11 protein-coding genes are annotated in these 11,856 nt (G+C 70.4%); 10 read left to right on the top strand and 1 reads right to left on the bottom strand.

Annotation, left to right across the window (positions count from 1 at the left end; all coding sequences use genetic code 11):
• Window positions 1-209: 209 nt before the first annotated feature.
• The 5 genes from AB0H21_RS18740 to AB0H21_RS18720 all read left to right on the top strand — a co-directional run bounded on the left by AB0H21_RS18740 (window position 210) and on the right by AB0H21_RS18720 (window position 4,764).
• A complete protein-coding gene (locus AB0H21_RS18740; protein WP_358517757.1) occupies window positions 210-923 on the top strand; it encodes a TetR/AcrR family transcriptional regulator in 714 nt (237 codons plus the stop codon).
• A 204-nt stretch (window positions 924-1,127) separates the two neighbouring features.
• Window positions 1,128-2,267 carry a hypothetical protein gene (locus AB0H21_RS18735; protein WP_358517755.1) on the top strand — a complete coding sequence of 380 codons (1,140 nt, stop codon included), beginning with the start codon at window positions 1,128-1,130 and terminating at the stop codon, window positions 2,265-2,267.
• Complete coding sequence (locus AB0H21_RS18730; protein WP_358517753.1) at window positions 2,264-3,253, top strand: lipopolysaccharide kinase InaA family protein; 990 nt, start codon at window positions 2,264-2,266, stop codon at window positions 3,251-3,253. Before AB0H21_RS18735 ends, AB0H21_RS18730 begins: the two co-directional genes overlap by 4 nt.
• Window positions 3,254-3,307: 54 nt before the next feature.
• Window positions 3,308-4,015, top strand: a complete 708-nt coding sequence (locus AB0H21_RS18725) for a vWA domain-containing protein (RefSeq protein WP_358517751.1) — start codon at window positions 3,308-3,310, stop codon at window positions 4,013-4,015.
• Between the two features lie 134 nt (window positions 4,016-4,149).
• A complete protein-coding gene (locus AB0H21_RS18720) occupies window positions 4,150-4,764 on the top strand; it encodes a hypothetical protein (RefSeq protein WP_358517749.1) in 615 nt (204 codons plus the stop codon).
• Window positions 4,765-4,814: 50 nt separating this feature from the next.
• On the opposite strand, the gene leuA is transcribed toward AB0H21_RS18720, so the two are convergent.
• Entirely contained in the window at window positions 4,815-6,530 is a 1,716-nt protein-coding gene (gene leuA / locus AB0H21_RS18715; RefSeq protein ID WP_358517747.1) for a 2-isopropylmalate synthase, read from the bottom strand.
• Window positions 6,531-6,982: 452 nt separating this feature from the next.
• On the opposite strand from leuA, the gene AB0H21_RS18710 reads away from it, so the two are divergent.
• The 5 genes from AB0H21_RS18710 to AB0H21_RS18690 all read left to right on the top strand — a co-directional run bounded on the left by AB0H21_RS18710 (window position 6,983) and on the right by AB0H21_RS18690 (window position 11,828).
• Complete coding sequence (locus AB0H21_RS18710) at window positions 6,983-7,228, top strand: DUF2630 family protein (RefSeq protein WP_358517745.1); 246 nt, start codon at window positions 6,983-6,985, stop codon at window positions 7,226-7,228.
• Window positions 7,229-7,550: 322 nt separating this feature from the next.
• Complete coding sequence (ctaD, locus tag AB0H21_RS18705) at window positions 7,551-9,218, top strand: cytochrome c oxidase subunit I (RefSeq protein ID WP_358517743.1); 1,668 nt, start codon at window positions 7,551-7,553, stop codon at window positions 9,216-9,218.
• A gap of 236 nt (window positions 9,219-9,454) precedes the next feature.
• Complete coding sequence (locus tag AB0H21_RS18700; protein WP_358517741.1) at window positions 9,455-9,757, top strand: urease subunit gamma; 303 nt, start codon at window positions 9,455-9,457, stop codon at window positions 9,755-9,757.
• An 11-nt stretch (window positions 9,758-9,768) separates the two neighbouring features.
• Complete coding sequence (locus AB0H21_RS18695) at window positions 9,769-10,107, top strand: urease subunit beta (RefSeq protein ID WP_358517739.1); 339 nt, start codon at window positions 9,769-9,771, stop codon at window positions 10,105-10,107.
• Window positions 10,104-11,828, top strand: coding sequence for an urease subunit alpha (locus AB0H21_RS18690; RefSeq protein WP_358517737.1), 1,725 nt, complete (start codon window positions 10,104-10,106; stop codon window positions 11,826-11,828). Before AB0H21_RS18695 ends, AB0H21_RS18690 begins: the two co-directional genes overlap by 4 nt.
• Window positions 11,829-11,856 lie beyond the last annotated feature (28 nt).

Here is an 11,856-nt window from a genome sequence, read left to right as displayed (position 1 = left end):
TGCCGGGGCTGCGCGCACGCCACCTACTACCGCTTGGTCGCCCGCAACCGCGTCTGGCTTGCCTGCAGAGAGGCTGCAGAGCAGGCACCAGGCCAACATGGACCGGGCATCGTGCTCGACGTCAGGGTCCTCGATCACCTCGGCCAGCAGGTGGGTCTGATCAGAGCGGTGCTCTTTGTTGGGGTCGGTGCTCTGGTAGGGTCGGGAGGATGAACGCCAGTCGTACTGCGCGGGAGCGGGTTCGGGCGGAGCTCGTGAGCGAGATCAAGGACGTGGCGCGGCGGCAGCTCGCCGTCGACGGGGCCACGGGGCTGTCGTTGCGTGCCGTCGCCCGTGAGCTGGGCATGGTGTCCTCGGCGATCTACCGCTACTTCCCGAGCCGCGACGAGCTGCTCACCGCGCTGATCATCGAGGCGTTCAACGCCGTGGGCGAGGCCGTCGAGACCGCCGACGCGGCCTGCCCCCGCGATCAGTACCTCGACCGGTGGATGACGGCCTGCCGGGCGATCCGGACGTGGGCGCTGGCCCATCCGCACGAGTACGCGCTGATCCACGGCTCGCCGGTGCCGGGCTACGTCGCCCCGCAGGACACGGTCGGGCCCGCCGCCCGCGACGCGTTCGTCATGGCGGGCATCCTGCGCGACGCCGACGCGGCCGGAAAGCTGACCCCGCGCACCGCCGGCCTCCCGCCCTTCCCCGCCTCTTTCGCGGAGGACGCCGAACGGCTGCGCGAGACGTTGTTCGACCCCCTTCCGCATGATGTGATCCTGATGTCGCTGATGGCGTGGACGTCCGTCTATGGCACGATCAGCTTTGAGCTGTTCGGCATGTACAACAGCGTCATCGAAGACCCATCCGCCACCTTCGACTACAACGCGCTGACCCAGGCCCACCTGCTCGGCCTCACCCCCGGCCCTCAGTAGCGGGCTCACCTTCCGGCGGCGCTCACTGCCGTCCGATATGGCCACATGCCGCCGATCCGAGGTCGTCACCCCATACGATGCGCTCACGGGGAGAAATGCGGGCAACTGGCGCGCGTGACACCTGTGGGAGTCCGCGGAGGGGCATCGCGGCGTGGGCCTGGCGCCGGCTCCCCGGGACGCGTGACCGCGGAACGGAGGACGGCTATGGGCGACGCCGCGGCCGAGGACGCGAACAGGGCCCGAGACACGAAGAATGCCCAGGACGCGGACAAGGCTTCAGACGCGGACGAGGCCCGGGACTCCGCCCCGCGTGTGGAGGTGCCTCGGGCGCCGGCGCCGGGTGGGTCGGTCGTGTGGCACCACAAGGGGCGCGGCTGGCTGGCGCTCGGAATGTGGAGTGAGCGGCGGGAGGGCCTCGGGGAGGACGCCGAGCCGCTGCTGGTGCACCACGGGCCGACGCGCGAGGGCGTCGTCGGGGTCTTCGACGGCGCGGGCGGCGCGGGCGCCTCGATCGTGGCCGTCTCGCGGACGGGCGTTCCGCGTACCGGCGCCTGGGTCGGGTCGCGTACGGCGCGCCGGTGCGTCGAGGGGTGGTTCCTGGAGCGCCTGGAGGACCGCAAGCCGTTCGAGACCGAGTCGCTCCGGAGCAGCCTGGCCGCCGAACTCGCGGGCGCCCGCCCGCGCGTGCCCAGCAGGATCCTCGGGTCGATGCGCCGGGTGCTGCCCTCCACCATGGCCGCCGTCCGCTACCGGGTCGAGGACGGGCGGGTGGAGTGCGAGGCGCTGTGGGCGGGCGACTCGCGGGCGTACGCGCTGACGCCGGACGGAGGACTTCAGGCGCTCACCCGGGACCACACGGTCGAGACCGACGCGCTGGAACAGCTCGTGCAGGACCCGCCGCTGACGAACATGCTGTGCGCGGACCGGGACTTCACCGTCGAGTCTCACCCCGTCGCGCTGGACGGCCCGTGCGTGCTCGTCTGCGCCACCGACGGCTGCTTCGGGTACGTCGACACGCCCTCCGACTTCGAGCGCCACCTGCTCGGCACGCTCATGGAGTCGGGGGACGAACGCGACTGGGCCGAGCGACTTGCCGCGCGCGTGTCGGGGTACACGGGCGACGACGCGTCGCTGTGCCTGGCGGCATTCGGGTTCTCCGGCCTCGGCGACCTGCGGGAACGCTTCGGCGACCGCCTGCGCGAGCTGGAGGGGCGGTACGCCGCCGAGGCGGAGGCGGCGGACGACGACGACCCCGCCGCGCGCGGACGGTGGCGCGAGCGGGCCTGGCGGGACTACCGGGAGGGTTACGAACTGCTCATGCCACCGCTGGAGGGGGGACGATGAAGCTCGGCGCGGTGATCAGGGGCTACCACGTCGTGTCCGAGCCGACCAACGACGGCGGCGGCAAGTGCGTGTGGGCCTTCGCGGTGCGGGGTGGGCGTCACTACTTCATCAAGCGCTTCCTGGAGCCGAAGCGCCCCAAGGAGGGGTCGACGGCGTCGGCGGCGAGCAAGGCGGCGCGGCTGCGCGAGTGCGCCGAGTTCGAGCAGCGGCAGCGGGACATCATGGGCCGCCTGTCCCACGACGTGACCGGGGCCGGCAACCTCGTCCTGGCGGTGGACTTCTTCCACGAGGGCACGACGTACTACAAGGTGACCGAGCGCATCACGCCCTCCCCGCTGGACGCGCCGCACGCGCTGCCCCCGCGGAACAAATCGGTGCTGCTGAAGACCCTCGGCCTGAGCGTCGGCCTGCTGCACGGCATCGGCGTCGTCCACGGCGACCTGAAGCCGTCCAACGTGCTCATCCAGCGCAAGGGCCCGCGCGCCTTCCACACGGCCAAGCTCATCGACTTCGACGACTCGTACGTCTCCGGGCAGCCCCCGGGGCCGGAGACGATCACCGGCGACTCGGTGTACGGGGCGCCCGAATGGCGGCGGTACGTCCAGGGCGACCCGGAGGCGCTGCCCGGGCACCTGACCACGTCCGTGGATGTGTTCGCCCTCGGCCTGATGGCGCACCGCTACCTGACCGGCGCGATCCCCGGCTTCGACGACCGGTACGACTCGCCCGCCGACGCGGTGATCGCGGGCGAGCGGCTGCGCGTGGACGAACGGCTCGCGCCGCACGTGCGTGCGCTGCTGGAGGCGATGACGTCCCTCCATCCCGGCGCCCGGCCGCCGATCTCCGCGTTCCTGGCTACGCTGGGCGATCCGGAGGCGTGCGTCCTGCACGCGCGTCCTCCCGCCGGGCGCACGGACGCCGTACCTCCCCCGGCGCCGCGGCCGGGCTCGCGCGTGCGCATCAACCTCGGCGACGGCCGTCGCTGACCCCCGGCCCGTCCCATGGCGGGCCGCGACCACATCGGAAGGGATCAATCGGCAATGACAACCGGCCAGCAGCACACCGGGAACCTGCGGTACGCGGTCGACATCGTGCTGTGCATCGACGTGACCGAGAGCATGCGCCCCGTGCTGGACACCGTCAAAGAGAGCGCCCTGTCGTTCCACGAACGGCTCGAAGCCGTGATGACGCGGGCGGGCAAGGCGATCAGCCAGCTCCGGCTGAAGGTCATCGGGTTCCGCGACTTCGCCGACCGGGCCGAGGACGCGATCGAGGAGAGCGACTTCTTCCTGTTCCCCGGCCAGGCGGGCGAGTTCGAGCGGTTCATGCGCCGCCTGGAGGCGACCGGCGGCGGCGACTTCCCCGAGTCCGGGCTGGAGGCGCTGGCGCTGGCAATCAACGCGCCCTGGGAGAAAGGCCTGGACCGGCGGCGTCACGTCATCGTCATGTTCACCGACGCCCCCGCGCACCCGATCGGCATGCCGGAGGCGATGGCCGCGCACACCTATCCGATGCACCTGCCGCGCACCATGGACGAGCTGTTCGAGGAGTGGGGGTACGCGAGCAGCCGGACCGCGGTCATGGAGCACTCGGCCAAGCGGCTCGTCCTGTTCGCCCCGGACACCGAACCGTGGACCAGCATCACGGACGAGTGGAGCCTGACCATGCAGTTCCCCTCGAAGGCGGGCGAAGGGCTCCAGGATGTCGAAATGGATGAAATCATCAACACGATCGTCCACAGTCTCTGACGTACGCGACGAGGACGGCCGCGCACGGCCCGGAGGACGTAACGTGAGGACGGGGAGAATCCGGCCCTGACGGACGTACGTCCGTGTATCAGGACCGGCATCGTCAGGTCAGGTCATATCCGGTGGGGGGCACCATGGCGGGTGCTACATGGCAGTGCGCGGCGTGCGACACCTACAACGACGCCCAGCGGGCCAGTTGCATGGTGTGCGACGAGCGGCGCGCGCCCGAGACCCCGATCACCCTCATCAGGCCGCCCGCCCGGCCCACCGGCCCGGCGCCGCCGCGGGTGTTCCCTCAGCCCCCGCCGGGCCTGACACGTCCCGCCAGGGCGCCGGCCCGGGACACGCCCCCGCCCACACCGCGGAACAGCGGCCCCGTGATGGGTCCGGTTCCTCCTGCGTCCCCCGCGCCGGAGCGGCGGTGGGGCCCGCCGGACCCCGGGTCGGTCGGCATGGGGTACCCGCCGTCGGCCACCTGGCCGTCCTACCTCACGCCCGACGGCATGCCGCCCCACGCCGGCCCGGCGCACGGCACCGTCGCGCCGATGCCCGGCCCGTACGGGCCCGCCTCCGGCCTCGGGGCGCCGTACCACCCTCCGGGCCTGCCGGCGCACCCGCCCCGGCCGTACGGCGGGACCGCCCCCGGCACCCGGTCGAACTTCGCCGGCTGCCTCATCGCGATCCTGATCTGCACGGCCGGGGGCATCGTGCTCATGTACGTTATCTTCGCCATGGCCGCCTTGAGCTGAGGTGGCCCCGCCGGCGGTCAGGACGGCCGTCGGCGGGGCCAGAGGCCGGGTCAGGGCCTGGAGGCGCGGTTCACGGCGGAGAGGATGGCCTTCAGGGACGCCGTCACGGTGTTGGCGTCCACGCCGATGCCCCACAGGACGCGGTCGCCGACCTGGCACTCGACGTACGCGGCGGCGCGGGCGTCGGTGCCTGCGCTCATGGCGTGCTCGGTGTAGTCCAGGACGCGGACCTCCGCGCCGACGCTGCCGAGGGCGTCCACGAACGCCGAGATGGGGCCGTTGCCGACGCCCTCGACCTCGCGGATCTCGCCGTCGACGCGGATGTCGGCGCTGATGGCGTCCTTCTCGTCGACCTTCGCGACGTTGCGGTGGGCGAGCAGGCCGAAGCGGCCCCACGGCTTGGCGGGGTTGGGGAGGAACTCGTCGTTGAAGACCTCCCACATCTCGGCGGGGGTGACCTCTCCGCCGCGGGCGTCGGTGCGGGCCTGGATGACGCCGGAGAACTCGATCTGCAGCCGTCGCGGCAGGTCGAAGCCGTACTCGGCCTTCATGATGTAGGCGACGCCGCCTTTGCCGGACTGGCTGTTGACGCGGATGACGGCCTCGTACGTGCGCCCGACGTCCTTGGGGTCGATGGGCAGGTAGGGCACGGCCCACGGGTAGGAGTCGACGGGGACACCCGCCGCGACGGCGTCGCGCTCCAGGGCCTCCAGGCCCTTCTTGATGGCGTCCTGGTGGGAGCCGGAGAAGGCGGTGTAGACGAGCTCGCCGCCGTAGGGGTGGCGGGGGTGCACGGGGAGCTGGTTGCAGTACTCGACGACGCGGCGGATCTCGTCGATGTCGCCGAAGTCGATCCGCGGGTCGATGCCCTGGGAGAAGAGGTTCATGCCCAGCGTGACCAGGCAGACGTTGCCGGTGCGCTCGCCGTTGCCGAACAGGCAGCCCTCGATGCGGTCGGCGCCGGCCTGGTAGCCGAGCTCGGCGGCGGCGACGGCGGTGCCGCGGTCGTTGTGGGGGTGCAGGGACAGGACGATCGAGTCGCGGTGGGCGAGGTTGCGGCTCATCCACTCGATCTGGTCGGCGTAGACGTTGGGGGTGGCCATCTCGACGGTGGCGGGCAGGTTGATGATGACCTTGCGGTCGGGGGTGGGCTGCCAGACGGCGTTGACGGCGTCGCACACCTCGACGGCGTACTCCAGCTCGGTGCCGGTGAACGACTCCGGCGAGTACTGGAAGAAGATCTCGGTGCCGGTCATCTGGTCGGCGAGCTTCTTGCACAGCTTGGCGCCCTCGACGGCGATGGCGGTGATGCCCTCCTTGTCCTGGCCGAAGACCACGCGGCGCTGCAGGGTGGAGGTCGAGTTGTACAGATGGACGATGGCCTGCTTGGCGCCGCGCAGCGACTCGAAGGTGCGCTCGATCAGCTCGGGACGGGCCTGGGTCAGCACCTGGATGACGACGTCGTCGGGGACGCGGCCCTCGTCGATGATCTGCCGGACGAAGTCGAAGTCGGTCTGGGAGGCGGCGGGGAAGCCGACCTCGATCTCCTTGAAGCCCATGCGGACCAGCAGCTCGAACATCTGGAGCTTGCGGTGGGCGTCCATCGGGTCGATCAGCGCCTGGTTGCCGTCGCGCAGGTCGACGGCGCACCACTGCGGGGCGCGGTCGATGACCTTGTCGGGCCAGGTGCGGTCGGACAGGCGTACGGGGGCGAAGGGTTGGTAGCGCTGGAAGGGCATGGGGCTGGGCTGTTGCTGGGGATACATGGCGTGCTCCTGATCGGTGTCTGGACCGGGGGCGGCGCGCGTCAGGACTCACATGCCTGACATCTGTGATCGCCCGGAGATCGCTAGGCGTCGCTGCGGATCGCGGGGATTGGTCGCCACCGGGATTCTCGTCCTCGGACGGCCGACGCGCATGACTCGCTCCGCGGCGAGGGAGCCGGCCTCTTACAGGCCCTCGCCGCGGCGGCTAAGGAGCAGCCCGCGCAGCATAAACCAGACCGTACCAGACGCCTGGATTCCGTCGTGACGGGGTCGCCCGAACCTGGGGTGGCGCCCCCGGGTCACCCCTACATCCCGCCGGCCACCCCCGTGAGATCACGTACTGCCACTCACCGTCCGTGAACACCGCAGGTGAAAGGCCCGATACGCGGCCCTCACCCCATCCTGCCATCGTCCACGCCGTAAGCTCCCTATGGACATCGAGGAGGTAGGACATGCAGGACGGCGAGATCCTCGCGAAGATCAAGGACCTCATCGCGGAGGAGCACGAACTGCGGAACCGGACCGGTACGGGCGAGGTCGACGCGCAGGACGAGCGGGCGCGCGTCAAGGAGCTGGAAGACGCGCTCGACCAGTGCTGGGACCTGCTGCGGCAGCGCAAGGCCCGCAGGGAGTTCGGCGAGGATCCCGACTTCGCCAGCCCGCGCCCGGTCGACGAGGTCGAGGGCTACCAGCAGTAGCCCCCCGTTTTCCGCGGGTTCCTACACGGCGGCGGTGTCCAGGTTTTCGGAAAGAAAGCCTGGCCGTCGCCTTTTGTGTCTTTGCCGGATATTTCGCCGCTTAGACAAGTTCGCCCGATGTAATCGGAGTACGAGCGGAAACGGGTCGGTGAGCGGACGACGGCGGGGGGTGTGGCGTGACGACGGCACACAGGGCCCGGCCGGGTACCGGCCCCGCTGAAACCGGTGAAAACGGCGTGACATCGCGCGCTGTACCGTGGCGGGCGGGCCGTACGGCCGGCGCCACCCGATGGGCCGCCGGCCGTACGGTTGGGGGCACCTCGTGATCTACACGCGGGAGCCCCCGGTCCCGGCGACCGGCCTGGCCAAGAAGGGCCGGCTCCTGCTCAAGTGGGCGAGCACGACCGACCACAAGGTGATCGGCAACCTGTACCTGGTCACCTCGTTCGGCTTCTTCCTGATCGCCGGGTTCATGGCGATGCTGATGCGCGCCGAACTGCTGCAGCCCGGCCTGCAGGTGATGTCGCAGAAGATGTACAACGAGATGTTCACGAACCACGGCGCGTTGATGCTGCTGCTGTTCGCCACCCCGCTGTTCGCCGGGTTCACCAACGCCATCATGCCGCTGCAGATCGGCGCGCCCGACGTCGCGTTCCCCCGGCTGAACATGCTCAGCTACTGGCTGTTCCTGTTCGGCGGGCTGATGGTGGTGTCGGGGCTGTTCGTCGCGGGCGGGGGCGCGGACTTCGGCTGGACGCTCTACGCGCCGCTGTCGAGCGGCACCTACACGCCAGGGACCGGCCCGGACCTGTTCATCATGGGCCTGGTGTTCTCGGGCCTCGGCACAATCCTCGGCGCGGTGAACTTCATCACCACGATCATCACCATGCGGGCGCCGGGCATGACGATGTTCCGGATGCCGATCTTCACGTGGAACGTGCTGTTCACCAGCGCGATGGTGCTCATGGCGTTCCCGGTGCTGGCCGCCGCCCTGCTCGTCCTGGAGATCGACCGTAAGCTCGGCGCGAAGGTCTTCGAGGCCGGGAACGGCGGCGCGCTGCTGTGGCAGCACCTGTTCTGGTTCTTCGGCCACCCCGAGGTGTACATCATCGCGCTGCCGTTCTTCGGCATCATCACCGAGGTGCTTCCGGTCTTCAGCCGCAAGCCGATCTTCGGCTACATCGGCCTGATCGGCGCCACCATCGCGATCACCGGCCTGTCGATGACGGTGTGGGCGCACCACATGTTCGTGACCGGCCACGTGCTGCTGCCGTTCTTCTCGTTCATGTCGTTCCTCATCGCGGTGCCGACCGGCGTGAAGTTCTTCAACTGGGTCGGCACGATGTGGCGGGGGCAGATCGTCCTCTGCGCCCCGATGCTGTTCGCCGTGGGGTTCCTGGTGACGTTCCTGTTCGGCGGGCTCACCGGGGTGATCCTGGCCTCGCCCCCGCTGGACTTCCAGGTCAGCGACACGTACTTCGTCGTCGCCCACTTCCACTACGTGGTCTTCGGCACCGTGGTGTTCGCGATGTTCGCCGGGTTCTACTTCTGGTGGCCGAAGCTCACCGGGAAGATGCTGGACGACCGGCTCGGGAAGTGGCACTTCTGGACGCTGTTCATCGGCTTTCACGCCACGTTCCTGGTGCAGCACTGGCTGGGCACGCAGGGCATGCCCCGCCGGTACGCGGACTACGGGCCGGCGGACGGCTTCACCACCGCCAACATGATCTCCTCGGCGGGCGCGTTCCTGCTCGGCGCCTCGACGCTGCCCTTCCTGTTCAACATATGGAAGACGTGGAGGTACGCCCCCAAGGTCGAGGTGGACGACCCGTGGGGCTTCGGGAACTCGCTGGAGTGGGCGACGTCCTGCCCGCCGCCGCGGCACAACTTCACCTACATCCCGCCGGTCCGCTCCGAGCGCCCCGCGTTCGACCTTCACTACTCGCTTCTGCCGATCACCGGGATACAGACGGCGCGCCGGCGGGAATGAGCGCCGAAGAGCGGGTCTTCACCGCAATAACACCGCCCGGCCTTTGCCGCATGTCCGTATAAGGTGGTCCCGTGGGCCGCGCTTGACCCTCGCGCAGCCGCTCCGGTCGGCCGCCGCGTCCCGCCATTTGGGGCGCCCTGGGTTTAGAACGCGATATCCCCGGCCTCATGGCGTCCGACACGATTCCGAAATGGCGCCGTCACACCATGGAAACGACCGTTGCCTAGTGTCCGGCCATGCGGCTGACCCCACACGAACAGGAACGTCTGCTCATCCATGTCGCGGCGGGTGTCGCCCGAGAACGCCAGGCGCGGGGACTGCGCCTCAACCATCCCGAGGCCACCGCGATCATCGCGTCGTTCCTCCTCGAGGGCGCCAGGGACGGCCAGACCGTCGCCCAGCTCATGGACGCGGGACGCAAGGTGCTGCGCCGGGAGGACGTCATGGAGGGCATCCCCGAGATGCTCGAATCGGTGCAGATCGAGGCGACCTTCCCCGACGGCACCAAGCTCGTCACCGTCCACCGGCCGATCAGTTGACGGGGGGCCACGTGACGCCAGGCGAGATCCTCCACGGCGAGGCGCCCATTCCTCTCAACCCGGGGCGCGAGCGGGTCACGCTGCGCGTCGTCAACACCGCCGACCGTCCCATTCAGGTGGGGTCGCACTACCATTTCGCCGCCGCGAACCCGGGGCTGGAGTTCGACAGGGACGCGGCGTGGGGCCTGCGCCTGGACATCCCCGCGGGCACGGCCGTGCGGTTCGAGCCCGGCGTCGAGCGGGACGTCCGGCTCGTCCCGATCGGCGGGCTGCGGGTCGTCCCCGGCCTGCGGCTCGAATACGCGGGCGCGCTGGACGAGCGCGGCGCGGACACCAGGGAGCCGGCATGAGCGGTCCCTCGATCGAGCGCGCGCGCTACGCCGCCCTCTACGGCCCGACCACCGGCGACCGGATCCGCCTCGCCGACACCGACATCCTGATCGAGGTCACCGACGACCTGAGCAGGAGCCCCGAGGGTGCGGGCGACGAGGTCGTTTTCGGCGGCGGCAAGGTGATCCGCGAGTCCATGGGCCAGGCCCGGACGACGCGCGCCGAGGGCGCCCCCGATCTGGTGATCACCGGCGCGGTGATCCTCGACCACTGGGGCGTCGTCAAGGCCGACATCGGCGTGCGGGACGGGCGGGTCTCGGCGATCGGCAAGGCGGGCAACCCGGACACGATGGACGGCGTGCACCCCGATCTGGTCATCGGCCCGTCCACCGAGGTCCTGTCCGGCAACGGCAAGATCGTCACGGCGGGCGCGATCGACTCGCACGTCCACCTGATCTGCCCGCAGATCGTGGACGAGGCGCTCGGCGCCGGGGTGACCACGCTGATCGGCGGCGGCACCGGCCCCGCCGACGGCACCAAGGCCACCACCGTCACCGGCACCTGGTACCTCGCGCGCATGCTGGAGTCGATGGACGGCATGCCTGTCAACGTCGCCCTGCTCGGCAAGGGCAACACCACCGGCGCCGAGGGCCTGCTGGAGCAGCTCAGGGCCGGGGCGTCCGGCTTCAAGCTGCACGAGGACTGGGGCACGACGCCCGCCGCGATCGACGCGTGCCTGCGGGTGGCCGACGCGACGGGCGTGCAGGTGGCGATCCATACCGACACCCTGAACGAGGCCGGGTTCGTGGAGTCCACGCTCCAGGCGATCGGCGACCGCGGGATCCACGCCTACCACACCGAGGGCGCGGGCGGCGGGCATGCGCCCGACATCATCCGCGTCGCGTCGCATGCGAACGTGCTGCCGTCCTCGACGAACCCGACGCGCCCGCACACCGTCAACACGCTCGACGAGCACCTCGACATGCTGATGGTCTGCCACCACCTGAACCCCTCGGTGCCTGAGGATCTCGCCTTCGCCGAGTCGCGCATCCGGCCCTCGACGATGGCCGCCGAGGACGTTCTGCACGACCTCGGCGCGATCTCGATGATCGGGTCGGACTCGCAGGCGATGGGCCGGGTCGGCGAGACGATCATCAGGACCTGGCAGACGGCGCACGTGATGAAACGCCGCCGGGGCGCGCTGCCCGGCGACGGCGCGGCGGACAACCTGCGCGCACGCCGCTATGTCGCGAAATACACGATCTGCCCGGCCGTGGCGCACGGCCTGGAGGAGCACGTCGGCTCGGTCGAGGTCGGCAAGCTCGCCGACCTGGTCCTGTGGGATCCGGCGTTCTTCGGGGTCAAGCCCGATCTGGTCGTCAAGGGCGGCGTCATCGCGTACGCGCAGATGGGCGACGCGAACGCCTCGATCCCGACGCCCCAGCCCGTGCTCCCCCGCCCCATGTTCGGCGCGGCCCCGGTCACCGCGGCCGCCACGTCCCTGCACTTCGTCGCGCCGCTCGCGCTGGAGGACGGCATCGCCGACCGGCTGCGCGTGGCCCGGCGGCTCGTGCCCGTCGCCGACGTCCGCCGGCGGGGAAAGGCGTCGATGCCCCTCAACGACGCGCTCCCGGCCATCGAGGTGGACCCCGACACGTTCGCGGTCCGCGTGGAGGGCGAGACGATCGAACCCGCCCCGGCCGAGGAGCTTCCCATGGCCCAGCGCTACTTCCTGTTCTGACCGAACCGGCACCCTCTCGACGATGCTG

Origin of the sequence: Sphaerisporangium sp. NPDC051011, from assembly GCF_040653595.1 — a bacterium.
In the GTDB taxonomy this organism is placed as follows: Bacteria; Actinomycetota; Actinomycetes; order Streptosporangiales; family Streptosporangiaceae; genus Sphaerisporangium.
The sequence above is the reverse complement of the archived record's forward strand: the minus strand, read 5'-3'. Positions and strand labels throughout refer to the sequence as shown.

What these genes read in the sequence shown, in the direction of transcription:
- AB0H21_RS18690 (WP_358517737.1), top strand. Translation starts at nt 10,104, where the DNA reads ATGAGCGGTCCCTCGATCGAGCGCGCGCGCTACGCCGCCCTCTACGGC.
- leuA (WP_358517747.1), bottom strand. Translation starts at nt 6,530, where the DNA reads ATGTATCCCCAGCAACAGCCCAGCCCCATGCCCTTCCAGCGCTACCAA.
- AB0H21_RS18700 (WP_358517741.1), top strand. Translation starts at nt 9,455, where the DNA reads ATGCGGCTGACCCCACACGAACAGGAACGTCTGCTCATCCATGTCGCG.
- AB0H21_RS18720 (WP_358517749.1), top strand. Translation starts at nt 4,150, where the DNA reads ATGGCGGGTGCTACATGGCAGTGCGCGGCGTGCGACACCTACAACGAC.
- AB0H21_RS18730 (WP_358517753.1), top strand. Translation starts at nt 2,264, where the DNA reads ATGAAGCTCGGCGCGGTGATCAGGGGCTACCACGTCGTGTCCGAGCCG.
- AB0H21_RS18710 (WP_358517745.1), top strand. Translation starts at nt 6,983, where the DNA reads ATGCAGGACGGCGAGATCCTCGCGAAGATCAAGGACCTCATCGCGGAG.
- AB0H21_RS18740 (WP_358517757.1), top strand. Translation starts at nt 210, where the DNA reads ATGAACGCCAGTCGTACTGCGCGGGAGCGGGTTCGGGCGGAGCTCGTG.
- AB0H21_RS18735 (WP_358517755.1), top strand. Translation starts at nt 1,128, where the DNA reads ATGGGCGACGCCGCGGCCGAGGACGCGAACAGGGCCCGAGACACGAAG.
- AB0H21_RS18725 (WP_358517751.1), top strand. Translation starts at nt 3,308, where the DNA reads ATGACAACCGGCCAGCAGCACACCGGGAACCTGCGGTACGCGGTCGAC.